This window comes from Streptomyces sp. NPDC026394 (genome assembly GCF_055567735.1).
This window is the reverse complement of the sequence record NZ_JBVHPX010000016.1, coordinates 70,246-85,678: the sequence shown is the minus strand read 5'-3', so window position 1 is coordinate 85,678 and position 15,433 is coordinate 70,246. Positions and strand designations below refer to the sequence as shown.

The window sequence follows — 15,433 nt, the reverse complement described above, 5'->3', positions numbered from 1 at the left end:
TTGACGCCTTCCTCAATACGCACGGTGGTACGGCGACGTACTCAGAGCCCGAGCTGGTTGTCGATGAAGTCGAACATGTCGTCGTCGCTGGCCGACTGGATCCGGTCGGCGACCGAGTCGCCGTCGTCGACACCGTCGTCGGTTCCGGCGGTCGCGTTCAGGACGCCGAGCATCTGCTTGAGGCGCTCGCTGACCTGCATGCGTACGGACTCGTCGGCCATCAGCCCGGCGAGCGAGGCTTCGACCCGGTCAAGGCCGGAGTGGGCCGCGAGCACGTCCGGTTGCTCGGGCGCCGAGCCGAGCATCTCCTCCGCGAGGAAGCCGCTCAGCGCCGCCGGGCTCGGATGGTCGAAGACCACTGTGGGTGGCAGCCGCAGCCCGGTGGCAGTGTTCAGCCGGTTACGCAGGTTGACGGCGGTGAGCGAGTCGAAGCCGACATCGCGGAAGGAGCGGTCCGCGTCCAGCCTGTCGGGGCCGGACATGCCCAGTACCAGGGCGGACTGCGCCAGGACGAGTTCCCGCAGGGTGTCCAGGGCCTCGCCCCGGCCCAGTCGGCCCAGCCGCTCGGCGAGTGTCTGCTGTTCCTCGGTACGGTCCAGGACGCTGTGCCGGCCGCCTGCTGTCGGACGGGCGGGCTTACCGGCGCGCGGACCGGGCACCAGCCCGGAGAGCAGCGACGGAATCTCCCCGGTGCGGTGCAGAGCCGCGAGGTCCAGCTCGGCAGCCACCAACAGTGGTTCGGGACGGCTCACGGCGGCGTCCAGCACCGCGAGGCCGCGCGCGTCGGTGAGCGGCAGCAGTCCTTGCTGGGTCAGTCTCTGACGTTCGGCGCCGGTGAGCCGGCCGGCCATGCCGTTCTCCCAGGGCCCCCAGGCGATCGACACGGCGGGCAGGCCCTGCCGGTGACGGTACGCGGCCAGGGCGTCCAGGAAGGTGTTGCCCGCCGCGTAGTTGGCCTGACCGGCATTACCGATCACCCCCGCGATGGACGAGAACAACACGAACGTGTCCAGCTCCAGGCCCAGGTCACGGGTCAGCTCGTGCAGGTTCCAGGCCGCATCCACCTTCGGCCGCAGCACCGCCTCCAGCCGCTCCGCAGTCAGCGAGCCAACCACCCCGTCATCCAGCACACCCGCCGCATGCACCACACCCGTCAGCGCCACACCCTCAAGAACACCGGCAAGCTGATCCCGATCGGCCGCATCGCAGGCCGCCACCGTGACCTTGACACCCATCTCCTGAAGATCGACCACGAGTCCAGGCATCCCGGGGGCCTCGCCGCCGCGACGGGAGAGGAGCACCAAGTGCTCCGCCCGACCCGACCTCGCCAGATGCCGGGCCACCAACCCGCCCAGCACCCCCGAAGCACCGGTCACCAACACTGTGCCCGGGCGGGCCCCAGCACTGGTCTCCGTTGTGGCGCGGGTGAGCCTGGGCACCCGGATCTGTCCGCCGCGGACCGCCCACTGGGACTCGTCCAGCTCTATCCCGTCTCGCAGCCAGCCGGCCAGTTCCGCACCGGGGACGGACACCTCGTCCACGTCCGCCAGCAGCAGCCGTCCCGGGTTCTCCGTCTGCGCCACCCGCACCAGACCCCACACCGAAGCCGCCGCAACCTCCACCGGCACCCCGGGGCCGGCATCGACCGCACGCTCGGTCAACACCAGCAATCGCGCATCAGACAACACGTCAGCAGTCAACCACTGGTGCACCAACCCCAGAACGTCCGTCGTGATCCGACGGGCCGCAGCCGCGACATCTGGCGTGGGCCGCTCAGGCGTGGCCCGCACCACGACGGTCCGCGGGACCTCGGCACCGGCCTCGATCGCCGCCACCAGAGCCGGCAGATCCGGATAGCTCGCGACGCCCAGGACGTCCTCGCCGAGCACGGCCCACGGGCCCTCCGCCGCGCCGGAACCATCCGCCGTCAGCGCGGCGGGTACCCATTCCACCGTGAACAGGCCCTCGGCGGATTGGACGGCGGCAGCGTCGAACGGCCGCAGGGCCAGGGAACCGACGGAAGCGATCAGCGCGCCGTCGGCGTCCGCCAAGCTGAGCGAAACACCCTCGCCATCAGCTCCCGGCACCACCCGGACACGCGCCACCTGAGCACCCGTGGCATACAACTCCACGTCCCGCCAGGCAAACGGCACCTCCAACCCGCCCGCACGCTCCCCTACACCCACAATGACGTGCAACGCAGCATCCAACAACGCAGGATGCAACCCAAACCCGTCCACCACCACACCCGGCGGCAGAGCGACCTCGGCGAACAGCTCCTCACCCAGACGCCACGCCGCCCGCACACCCTGGAAGACCGGACCGTAGCTCAGTCCGTGCTTCGCCGACCCGGAGTAGAAGTCATCCAATGCGACAGACACCGCGCCGGTCGGCGGCCACTGCGCCATCCTGTCGGCGGTAGCGGCTGCCGCTTCGGCCGGGGCGAGAACGCCGGCCGCGTGCCGGGTCCACGCCGCCTCCGGGGGGCTCCCCTCTCTCTGGGCGTGGATGCTGACTGCGCGGCGTCCGGACGCGTCCGGTTCCTCCACCGTGACTTGCACCCGCACGCCGCCCTGCGTGGGCAGCACCAGCGGGGCCTCGCTCAACAGCTCCTCGACCCGCGAGCACCCCACCTCGTCACCGGCACGGACCGCCATCTCCACCAGCACCGCGCCCGGCACCACCGCCTGGCCCGCCACCACGTGATCCGCCAGCCAGGGCTGCCCCGAAAGCGAAAGCCGCCCCGTCAACACCACACCACCACTGGCCGGCAACCCCACCGCCGCCCCCAACAACGGATGACGGGTGGCAGATTGGCCCAGGCCCGCGGCGTCCAGGTGGGCGGGTGCGGTCGGCAGCCAGTAGCGCTGACGCTGGAAGGCGTACGTGGGCAGGTCTACACGCTGGGCTCCGGTGCCCGCATAGACCTCTTCCCAGCGCACCGGGACTCCATGGACGAACACCTTCGCCAGCGCGGTCAGCAGGGCGCGCGGTTCGTCACGGCCACGGCGCAGCAACGGCAGCCAGGATTCGGAACCCGACTCACCCTCGCTATCGGTACGGGTCTGCGGGCCCATGCCGGACAGTACGCCGTCCGGACCGAGTTCGATGAAGGTGCCCACGCCGAGCCCGCGCATCGACTCCACAGCGTCCGCGAAACGGACCGCCTCACGCACATGCCGCACCCAGTACGAGGGGTCGGTGACCTCCTCCGAAACAGGGCCGCCGGTCAGCGCGGAGACCATCGCCACCTGCGGCTTCCTGTACGTGACCTCGGCGATCGCCTGAGCGAACCGGTCCAGCATCGGCTCCATCAACGGCGAATGGAACGCATGCGAGACCTGCAAACGACGCGTGCGCGCTCCTGCCTCCGCCAGTTCCTCCGCCACCACCAGCACGTCGTCCTCGACACCGGACAGCACGACCGCACGCGGCCCGTTCACCGCGGCGATCCCCACCCCCGGACGACCCGCGATGACTTCGCGGACCCGTTCCTCGGCGGCCTCCACCGCCACCATCGCCCCGCCGTGCGGCAGCTCCTGCATCAGACGCCCCCGGGCCGCCACCACAGCGCAAGCATCGTCCAAGGACCACACCCCCGCCACGTGTGCCGCAGCCAGCTCGCCGATCGAGTGGCCCGCCACCGCCTGCGGTGCCACACCCCACGAGGTGAGCAGGCGGAACAGTGCCACCTCCACCGCGAACAGCGCAGGCTGCGCCCACACCGTCTCATCAATACGGCCCCCACCCGGCCACGACGGGTCACCCTTACCCCACACCACCGCGGCCAGCGAACCCTCAAGATGGGCGTCCAGCCCCGCGCACACCTCGTCGAACGCCGCCGCGAACACCGGGAACACCTCGTAGAGCTGTCGGCCCATCCCAACCCGCTGCGCGCCCTGCCCGGTGAAGACAAAACCCACCTTGCCCGCACCACCCGCGACACCACTCACCACACCGGGCAGCTCACGACCCTCAGCGAGGGCACCCAGAGCGGTGACCAACTCCTCCCGGCCCGAGCCCAGCACCACCGCCCGATGCTCCAACACCGCACGCGACGACGCCAACGACCAGCCCACATCCACCGGCCGCACACCAGACACCGACGCCTCGACAAACTCCGCCAGCCGCCCAGCCTGACCTGCAAGCCCCGCCTCCGAACGACCGGAAACCACCCACGGCAACAGAGGCAACTCCGTACCGTCAACACCGTCCACGGCCTCGGGAGCCGCCCCCGGAAGAGACGCGCCCTCCACGCTCGGGGCCTGCTCGATGATCACGTGCGCGTTGGTCCCGGAGAACCCGAACGAGGAGACACCGGCCCGACGCGGGCGCTCGCCCGTCTCCGGCCACGCCACCGCCTCAGTGACCAGCCGCACCGCACCCGTATCCCAGTCCACCTGCGAAGACGGCCGCTCCGCATACAACGTCGCCGGAACCACCCCTCGCTCCATCGCGGCCACCATCTTCACAATGCCCGCCACACCCGCAGCCGCCTGCGCATGCCCGATGTTGGACTTCACCGACCCCAGCCACAACGGCCGATCCTCCGGACGCCCCTGGCCATAGGTGGCAAGCAGCGCCTGCGCCTCGATCGGATCACCCAGCCGCGTCCCCGTCCCGTGTCCCTCCACCACATCCACATCAACCGGCTCCAGCCCCGCATCGGCCAACGCCGCCCGGATCACCCGCCGCTGCGACGGACCATTCGGCGCCGTCAAACCATTGGAAGCACCATCCTGGTTGACCGCACTGCCCCGCACCACCGCCAGCACCCGATGCCCGTTACGCCGTGCATCCGAGAGCCGCTCCACAACCAGCACGCCGACACCCTCACCCCAGGCAGTACCGTCCGCACCCTCCGCATACGACTTGCAGCGGCCGTCCGCGGCCAGCCCACGCTGCCGGGAGAAGTCGATAAAGGTACCGGGGGTGCCCATCACCGTGACTCCACCCGCCAGTGCCAGGGTGCTTTCGCCGGACCGCAGCGACTGGGCGGCCAGGTGCAGCGCCACCAGCGACGAGGAACACGCCGTGTCCACCGTCACCGCCGGGCCTTCCAGGCCCAGCGTATAGGCCACCCGTCCGGAGGCCACCGAGCCCGTGCCACCGGTGCCGAGGTATCCCTCGACCTCTTCCGGGACCGCATGCCAGGGCAGGTAGTCGTGGTAGAAGAGCCCGGCGAATACGCCGGTCGGGCTGCCGCGCAGTGCGGTGGCGTCGATGCCGGCGTGCTCCAACGCCTCCCAAGAAGTCTCCAACAGCAACCGCTGCTGCGGATCCATCGCGACCGCCTCACGCGGGCTGATCCCGAAGAACTCCGCATCGAACTCAGCCGCGTCGTAAAGGAATCCGCCCTCACCGGAGACACTCTTACCCACCGCGTCCGGGTCAGGATCCACCACGTCCTCCGGCCAGCCACGGTCCGACGGGAAGGCACCGATCCCGTTACCGCGCGACTCCACCAGCTCCCACAGCCCCTCCGCCGAGGACACCCCACCAGGGAACCGGCAGGCCATGCCGACAATGACGACCGGGTCGTCGCCCGCACACGGAACATTGGCCGCCGGGACAGTGTCACCCATCGGGTCGGCCTCGTCCTCACCGAGCAGTTCGGCCAGCACATGCGCCGCCAACGCGGCCGGGGTCGGGTGGTCGAAGACGGTCGTGGCGGGCAGCCGCAGGCCCGTCGCCCTGTTCAGTCGGTTGCGCAACTCGACGGCGGTCAGCGAGTCGAAGCCGGTGTCCCGGAACGAGCGGGTGGTTCCGACGGCCTCCGGCCCTGTCATCCCCAGCACCAGCGCGGCCTCTGTCGCGACCAACTGGAGGGCAGTCTCGGTCCGCTCGCCTGGTGCGAGCCCGACGAGCCGTGCAGCCAGCGGGCTCCGGTGGTCGGTGGCCGGTTCGGCAACCGTGCGGCGGGCGGGCTGCGAGTGGCCGCCGCGTGGGTCCGGCAGCAGGCCGGAGAGCAGCGGCGGTACCTCCCCGGAACGACGCAGCGCGGCCAGGTCCAGTCCAGTGGTGACCAGCAGGGGCCGGTCGGTGCGGGCGGCGGTGTCCAGCAGGGCCAGCCCGTCCGGTGCGGACAGCGGGCGCAGTCCCTGGCGGGACATCCGGCGCTGGTCCACCTCGTTCAGGGCACCGGCCATCCCGTCTTCCCAGGGTCCCCAGGCCAGTGATACGGCGGGCAGGCCGTGCCGGTGACGGTACGCGGCCAGCGCGTCCAGGAACGTGTTACCCGCCGCGTAGTTGGCCTGACCGGCGTTACCGACCACCCCCGCAATCGACGAGAACAACACGAAAGTGTCCAGCTCCAGCCCCAGATCGCGGGTGAGCTCGTGCAGATTCCAGGCCGCATCCACCTTCGGCCGCAACACCGACTCCAGCCGCTCCGCAGTCAACGAGCCCACCACCCCGTCGTCCAGCACACCGGCCGCATGCACCACACCCGTCAGCGCCACACCCTCAAGAACAGCGGCAAGCCGGTCCCGGTCGGCCGCATCGCAGGCCGCCACAGTGACCCGAACACCCATCTCCTCAAGCCCAACGACTAGTTCAGACATCCCGGGGGCGTCACCGCCGCGCCGCGAAAGCAGCACCAGATGCTCCGCCCGGCCCGACCCCGCCAGATGCCGGGCCACCAACCCGCCCAGCACCCCCGAAGCACCAGTCACCAACACCGTGCCCGGACGGGTCTCCTCCGCGAGGCGCCGGAACGGCAGGCGCACCAGGCGCGGCACCCGGATCTGACCGCCCCGCACCGCCCACTGCGGCTCCCCCAGCCCCACCCCGGCCCGCAGCCAGCCGGCCAGCTCCACACCGGACACGGACACCTCGTCCACATCCGCCAACAACACCCGACCCGGACTCTCCGACTGCACCACCCGCACCAGACCCCACACCGAAGCCGCCGCAACCTCCACCGGCACCCCCGAACCCGCATCCACCGCACACTCGGTCAACACCAACAACCGCGCACCGGACAACACATCAGCCGCCAACCACCCCTGCACCAACCCCAAAACGTCCGTCGCAGCACGACGGGCCGTTGCTGCGACACCACCAGACCCAACCGCCGGCAGGACCGGCGCCACCACCACCTGCGGAACCCGCGCCCCCGCCTCCACCGCCGCCACCAACGCCGCAACATCCGGAAAGACCTCAGCACCAGGCAGGCCCGGCACAACCGCCGAAGCCCCGAGCACAACCCACCGACCCAACGACTCCGGGTCCGAACCCGAATCGGATGTGACAGCCGCGATGGCCTTGACGGCCGTGGCAGACACCCAATCGATCCCGTACAGGCCGTCTCCTGTACCGGCAGTGGAGGCTGTGAGCGGCCGCAGGGTCAGGGAGCCGACGGAGGCGATCAGCGCACCGTCGGCATCCGCCAGGCCGAGCGAGACACCCTCGCCACCGGCTTCCGGCACCACCCGGACACGGGCCACCTGAGCACCAGTGGCATACACCTCCACGTCCCGCCAGGCGAACGGCACCTCCAACCCACCCGAACGCTCCCCCACACCCACGATCACGTGCAACGCCGCATCCAACAAAGCGGGATGCAACCCAAACCCGTCCACCGCCACACCCTGCGGCAAAGCAACCTCGGCAAACAGCTCCTCACCCCGCCGCCAGGCCGCCTGCACTCCCTGAAAATCCGGACCGTAGCTCAGTCCGTGCTTTGCCAACCCAGGGTAGAAGTCATCCAATGCGACAGACACCGCACCGGTCGGCGGCCACTGCGTCATTCCGTCGGCGGTAGCGGCTGCCGCTTCGGCCGGAGCGAGAACGCCGGTCGCGTGCCGGGTCCACACCGCCTCCGGGATGCTCCCCTCGCTCTGGGCGTGGATGCTGACTGCGCGGCGACCGGACGCGTCCGGCTCCTCCACCATGACCTGCACCCGCACCCCACCCCGCGCAGGCAGCACCAGCGGTGCCTCACTCAGCAGCTCCTCGACCTGGGGACACCCCACCTCATCACCGGCACGGACCACCATCTCCAGCAACGCCGCGCCCGGCACCACCGGCTGGCCCGCCACCACGTGGTCCGCGAGCCAGGGCTGCCCCGAAAGCGAAAGCCGCCCCGTCAACACCACACCACCACTGGCCGGCAACCCCACCGCCGCCCCCAACAACGGATGACGGGTGACGGACTGACCCAGACCCGCCGCATCCAAGGGCACAGACCCGGACGACAGCCAGTAACGATGACGCTGGAAAGCGTAAGTGGGCAGATCCACCCGCTGAGCGCCGGTGCCCGCATAGACCTCTTCCCAGCGCACCGGGACCCCACGGACGAACGCCTTCGCCAACGCGGTCAGCACGGCGCGCGGTTCGTCACGACCACGGCGCAACAACGGCAGCCATGCCTCGGAACCCGAAGCGCCCTCGCTGTCGGTGTCGGTGCGGGTCTGCGGACCCATGCCGGACAGCACGCCGTCCGGGCCGAGCTCGATGAAGGTGCGTACGCCAGCCTCCCGCATCGCCTCCGTGGCGTCTGCGAAGCGGACCGCCTCACGCACATGCCGCACCCAGTACGACGGATCGGTGACCTCCTCCGAGACGGGACCACCAGTGAGCGCAGAAACCAACGTCACCTGCGGCTTGTGGTACGTGATCCGGGCGATCGCATCGGCGAACCGGCCCAGCATCGGCTCCATCAACGGTGAATGGAACGCATGCGAGACCTGCAAACGCCGCGTCCGCGCCCCCGCCCGCGCCAGCTCCTCCGCCACCGCCAGCACCTCGGCCTCCATGCCGGACACCACGACCGCGCGTGGTCCGTTCACCGCGGCGATCCCCACCCCCGGGCGGCCGGCCAGAGCCTCACGGACCTGCTCCTCGGCGGCCTCCACCGCCACCATCGCCCCACCCTGCGGCAGCTCCTGCATCAGACGCCCCCGGGCCGCCACCACCGCACAGGCATCCTCCAGCGACCACACCCCCGCCGCATGCGCCGCCGCCAGCTCACCGATCGAATGACCCGCCACCACCTGCGGCACCACACCCCACGAGGCCAGCAGGCGGAACAGCGCGACCTCCACCGCGAACAGGGCAGGCTGCGCCCACACCGTCTCGTCAATACGGCCCCCGCCCGGCCAGGACGGATCACCCTCACCCCGCACCACCGCGGCCAGCGAACCTTCAAGATGGGCGTCCAGCCCCGCGCACACCTCATCGAACGCCGCCGCGAACACCGGAAACACCTCATAGAGCTGACGGCCCATCCCGGCCCGCTGCGCCCCCTGACCGGTGAAAACAAAACCAACCTTGCCCGCAACACCCGCAACACCGCTCACCACACCGGGCAGATCACGGCCCTCCGCCAACGCACCCAGCCCAGCAACCAACTCCTCACGGCCCGAACCCAGCACCACCGCCCGATGCTCCAGCACCGCACGCGACGACACCAACGACCAGCCCACATCCACCGGACGCACACCCGACCCGTGCCCAACGAACGCGGCCAGCCGCCCCGCCTGACTGGCCAGACCCGCTTCCGAACGACCGGAAACCACCCACGGCACCAAAGGCAACTCCGCACCGGCAACACCATCCGCCGCGCCCGGAGCCGCCCCCGGAAGGAGCGCACCCTCGGCACTCGGGGCCTGCTCGATGATCACATGAGCATTGGTGCCGCTGATGCCGAACGAGGAGACCCCGGCCCGCCGTGGGCGGTCCTCCGTCGACGGCCACGGCACCGCCTCAGTAGCCAGCCGCACCGCCCCCGCATCCCAGTCCACCTGCGAAGACGGCCGCTCGGCGTGCAGGGTCCTCGGCACTTCTCCGTGTTGGAGGGCGAGGACGAGTTTGAGAACGCCCGCCACACCCGCGGCGGACTGGGCGTGCCCGATGTTGGACTTCACCGACCCCAGCCACAACGGCCGATCTGTCGGACGACCCTGGCCATAGGTGGCCAGCAGCGCCTGCGCCTCGATCGGATCACCCAGCCGCGTCCCCGTACCGTGCCCCTCCACCACATCCACATCAACCGGCTCCAGGCCCGCGTCAGCCAACGCCGCCCGGACCACCCGACGCTGCGACGGACCATTCGGCGCAGTCAGACCGTTGGAAGCACCATCTTGATTGACCGCACTGCCCCGCACCACCGCCAGCACCTTGTGGCCATTACGCCGGGCGTCGGACAGGCGTTCCAGCACGAGGAGGCCGGCGCCTTCGCCCATGCCCATCCCGTCGGCCTGGTCGGCGTATGCCTTGCAACGACCGTCGGCGGCCAGTCCCCGCTGGCGGTCGAACCAGTCCAGCCAGGACGTGGTGGCGTGCACGGTGACGCCGCCCGCGAGAGCCAGCTCGCACTCGCCGGACCGCAGCGACCGGACGGCCAGGTGCAGCGCCACCAGCGAGGAGGAGCAGGCGGTGTCCACCGTCAGCGCGGGGCCTTCGAGTCCGAGTGTGTAGGCCACCCGGCCGGAGATCACGCTGGGGGTGATGCCGGGCTGGAGGTGGCCCGTGAGTTCCTCGGGCGCATGGCTGCCGTATCCGGACGGGGACGCGCCGGCGAAGACGCCGGTCGCCGAGCCCCGCAGGCTCCCCGGGTCGATGCCGGCGCGCTCGAAGGCTTCCCAGGAGAGTTCGAGCAGCAGCCGCTGCTGCGGATCCATCGCCAGCGCCTCACGCGGGCTGATCCCGAAGAAGGCGGCGTCGAAGTCCCCTGCGCCGGTGAGGAAACCACCGCCGCGGGTGGACAGCCCGGGGGTGGACGCATCGTGGCTCGCGGAGGCTGTGTCCTCGTCAACCCCGTCGGGGCGGGTGCCGTGCTGTCGGGAGAGGTCCCAGCCGCGGTCGGCGGGGAGTGGGGCCACTGCTTCGCCGCCCGCGGCCAGCAGCTCCCACAGTTGTTCGGGGGTGCTGAGGCCGCCCGGGAGACGGCAGCTCATCGCCACGATGGCAATGGGCTCGTCGTTACCTCCCGCAGGCGCCGGTGCCCGGGTGGAGTCGACGGAACCGGCCGAAGGGGCGTGGCCCTGCGCTTCGCCGTGCAGGAAGTTGGCGAGCGCGAGCGGTGTGGGGTGGTCGAAGATCAGCGTGCTGGGCAGTTGGAGGGCGGCCGAGGTGCTCAGCCGGTTGCGCAGGTCGACCCCGGTCACCGAGTCGAAGCCCAGTTCTTTGAAGGTACGTGCGGGGTCCAGGGCCGCGGGTGCCGGATGGCCGAGTACGGCTGCGGCCTGCGTGGTGACCAGATCCAGTACGAGCTGGTGCTGTTCGGGCTCCGGCCGGCCGGCGAGCTGTCCGCGCAGCCCCCGCCCCGCGGTCGTGCCGGTGGCGGCGGTGAGGTCCGCGGCCTGCGGCTCCGCCGCCGGTTGCGTGGGGGCGTCGGCGTCGAGCCAGTACCGCTCGTGCTGGAACGCGTACGTCGGCAGCTCCACCCGCCGTCCGGCCGGCAGCACCGCCTGCCAGTTCACCGGCGCCCCGTTGACGAACGCCTCCGCCAGCGAAGCCAGCAGGCGCTCGGCACCGCCGTCGTCCCGTCGCAGGGTTCCGCAGACGGCGCCCGGCACCGCGCCAGGACCGGCCTCCTGGGCGAGTGTCTGAAGGGTGTCGTGCATGGCACCGACCAACACCGGGTGCGGCGTCACCTCGACAAACACCTGATGCCCCTGACCAGCCAAAACCCGCACCGCACGGTCGTAATGCACCGTCGCCCGCAAGCTGCTGAACCAGTACCCGGCGTCCAGCTCCTCGCCGGACAGCGTCTCGCCAGTCATCGCCGAGACCATCGGAACCCGGCCCCGGCGCGGGGAGACCCCGGCCAGAACGGTGGTGATCTCCTCCTCCAACCGGTCCACCTGCGCCGAATGCGAGGCATAGTCCACCGCCACCATCCGCGCCCGGCCACCCGCCGCCTCGAACTCCGCCCTCAGCTCCTCCAAAGCCTCCGGCTCGCCCGAGACAACCGTGGCCGACGGCCCGTTGACCGCCGCCAGAGACAGCCGCTCCCCGAACCGGACCAGACGCTCCTCAACCTCCGCCGCCGGACGGCTGACCGACAACATCCCACCCGCACCCGCCAGCACCTTCAGCGCACGCGACCGCAACGCCACCACACGCGCACCGTCCTCAAGCGACAGCATCCCCGCCACCGTCGCCGCAGCAATCTCACCCTGCGAATGACCCACCACAGCATCCGGCACCACACCCGCCGCCTCCCACACAGCGGCCAGCGACACCATCACCGCCCACAACGCAGGCTGGACGACATCCGCCGACTCCAACGCCGGAGCACCCTCCACACCCGCCAGAACATCGCTGAGCGACCAGTCCACATACGGCGCCAACGCCACAGCACACTCATCAAGACGCGCCGCGAACACCGGCGAAACCCCCGCCAGCTCCCGACCCATCCCCACCCACTGCGAACCCTGACCAGCGAAGGCAAACACCGGCCGAACACACGGCCGTGCCACACCGGACACCACCGAACCAGCCGGAACACCCGACGCCACGCTTTCCACGCCACCGAGCAACTCGGCACGCCCCGTGCCCACCACGACAGCCCGGTGCTCGAAGACCGAACGCGTCGCCGCCAGGGACCACGCCACATCAACCGGCCGGACAGCCGGGCGAAGCGAAACCCACTCCCCCAGCCGCCCCGCCTGCGCCGCCAGGCCCGCGGCCGAGCGGCCGGACACCAGCCAGGCACTGACCGTTTCGGCAGCCGACACCACGGGCTGTGCGGCTGCCGGTGCGGGTGCGCTCTGCGTGGTGGACTGTGCCGGACGTCCCGGACGTCCCGGACGTGCTGGACGTGACGGACATGCCGCCGGGCCCTCTTCCAGAAGAAGGTGCACGTTGGTGCCACCGAGGCCGAAGCCGGAGACGCCTGCGCGGCGGGTGCGTGCACCGGCCGGCCACGGTGCCGGAGCGGTCAGCAGCCTTACCCCGCCGGAGGACCAGTCCGCCCCGGGGGTGGGCTCGTGTGCGTGCAGGGTCGCGGGGAGTTCGCCGTGTCGCAGGGCGAGCACCATCTTGATGACGCCCGCGACACCGGCGGCGGCCTGGGTGTGGCCGATGTTGGACTTCACCGAGCCCAGCCACAGCGGCCGACCCTCGGGACGCTCCTGACCGTAGGTGGCCTGCAGCGCCTGCGCCTCGATCGGATCGCCCAGCCGCGTCCCCGTACCGTGCGCCTCCACCGCGTCCACCTGGTCGGCGGTCAGGTGCGCGTCGGCCAGTGCGCGGCGGATGACGGACTGCTGGGCGCTGCCGTTCGGCGCGGTCAGCCCCTCGCCGGCGCCGTCGGAGTTGATGGCCGAACCGCGCAGCACGGCCAGCACGGGGTGGCCGTTGCGGACGGCGTCGGACAGGCGCTCCAGGACGATCAGGCCGACGCCTTCGGACCACACGGTGCCGTCGGCGGCGGCCGAGAAGGGTCGGCAGACCCCGTCGGCCGACAGGGCCCGGAGTCCGCTGAAGGCGATGAAGTTCCCTGGGGTGGACATCACGGACACTCCGCCGGCCAGCGCCAGCGAGCAGTCGCCGGTCCGCAGCGCCTGCACCGCGAGGTGGATGGCGACCAGGGAGCTGGAGGCGGAGGTGTCCACGGTGAGCGACGGGCCGTGCAGTCCCAGCAGGTAGGAGATCCGGCCGGACATCACGCCGGGTGAGGTGCCGGTGAACAGGTGGCCCTTGGCGCTGCCCGGTGCGCTGTGCGGCCGGGGACCGTACTCCCTGGGCTCGGCGCCCACGAACACGCCGGTGCGGGTGCCGCGGATGTCTGCGGGGAGGATGGCGGCGTTCTCCAGCGCCTCCCAGGATGCCTCCAGGAGCAGCCGCTGCTGGGGGTCCATGGTCTGGGCCTCGCGCGGTGGGATGCCGAAGAAGGCGGCGTCGAAACCGGCGGCGTCGTCGAGGAATCCGCCGCGGGTGAGGTAGGTCGTCCCGGTGCCGTCCGGGTCCTGGCCGTGGAGCGGGCCGAGGTTCCAGCCGCGGTCCTGCGGGAAGTCGGAGAGCCCCTGTCCGCCTTCGGCCAGCAGCTTCCACAGGTCCTCGGGTGAACGGACCCCGCCGGGGTAGCGGCAGCTCATACCGACGATCGCCAAAGGCTGTGCGCCGGCTGCGGCGGTGTCCTTCAGGGCCGGCCCATCGGTGTCGTTCACAAGTCCCTCGGCATTCCGGAAGTTGACTGCGGTACCCGCTCGCCGGTCCTTCGGCCGAGAACGGGGCCGAAGGACCGGGCGGCTGCCGCGGGCAGGCTCAGCGAAAGGGGTGGGAGAAAGGCGTCGGGCGCGGCGGGCGTCCGGCCCGTCGTGCCCGGGCGGCGGGCCCGGCGGGCGGGCCGCCGGGCGTTCGGCGCGTCAGCCGACGGGGGTCTTCTCCCCGGTGTCGGGGGCCAGCTCGGGGGCGATCAGGCGCATGGTGGACGGTGCCGCGCGGTGGTCGGCGAGCAGGTGCAGCCGCTGGACGCCCTCTCCGGCGGCGGCTTCGAGCGCGGCGAGGCAGGCGCAGGCGTCGTCGGTGAAGCCGGCGAACCGGTAGGCGATGTCCATCATGCGGTTGCGTTCGGTGCGCCGGAAGTCGGCGGTGAGGTGCGCGTCGGCCCGGGCCGCCTGGTCTATGAGCCAGTTGAGGATCACCGAGCCGGCGCCGAAGCTGACCACCCGGCAGGAGGTGGCCAGCAGCTTGAGGTGCCACAGCCGCGGGTGGCGCTCCAGGAGGAGGACGCCCACCGCGCCGTGCGGGCCGAAGCGGTCGGTGAGGGTGACGGTCAGCACCTCGTGGTCGGGGTCGGCCAGCAGCGCGCGCAGCGCGGCGTCCGGGTAGTGCACGCCGGTGGCGTTCATCTGGCTGGTGCGCAGGGTGAGTTCCTCGACGCGGGAGAGGTCTTCCTCGTCGGCCCGCTTGATGGTCATGACCAGGTCGAGGCTGCGCAGGAAGTCCTCGTCGGGGCCGTTGAAGGTCTCCTTCTCGGCGTCCCGGCGGGCGCCGGCCTGGTACATCTCGCGGCGTCGGCGGGCGTCTACGGTGACGGTCGGCGGGCTGAACTCGGGCAGTCCGGTGAGTGTGGTGGCCTGTTCGGCCGGGTAGCAGCGGACGTCCGGGGCGCCGTAGGTGACCTCGGCGCGCTCGGCGGGCTGGTCGTCGATGAACGCGATGGTTGTCTCGGCGAAGTTCAGCCGCTCGGCTATCTCGCGGACCGCGTCGGACTTGCGGCCCCAGCCGATCCGGGGGTGTACGAAGTACTCGGCCAGGCCCAGCTCCTCCAGCCGCTTCCAGGCCAGGTCGTGGTCGTTCTTGCTGGAGACGGAGTGCAGGATGCCGCGGGAGTCGAGCTCCGCGAGGGTGTCCAGGATGCCGGGGAACGGTTCGACGCTCGAATCCTCCAGCAGGGTGCCGTCCCAGATGGTGTTGTCCAGGTCCCAGACCAGGCACTTCACGAGGGTTGTCTTGTCGGCCACGAGTTCTCCTACGG

General features: G+C 71.1%; 1 protein-coding gene and 1 pseudogene. Both read right to left on the bottom strand.

Annotation, left to right across the window (positions count from 1 at the left end):
* Positions 1–41: 41 nt before the first annotated feature.
* Positions 42–14,054 (bottom strand): annotated as a pseudogene (locus tag ACZ4QV_RS30085) (type I polyketide synthase); the annotation flags it as partial.
* Positions 14,055–14,318: 264 nt separating this feature from the next.
* A complete protein-coding gene (locus ACZ4QV_RS30080; protein ID WP_361591166.1) occupies positions 14,319–15,419 on the bottom strand; it encodes an HAD-IIIC family phosphatase in 1,101 nt (366 codons plus the stop codon).
* Positions 15,420–15,433: the final 14 nt, after the last annotated feature.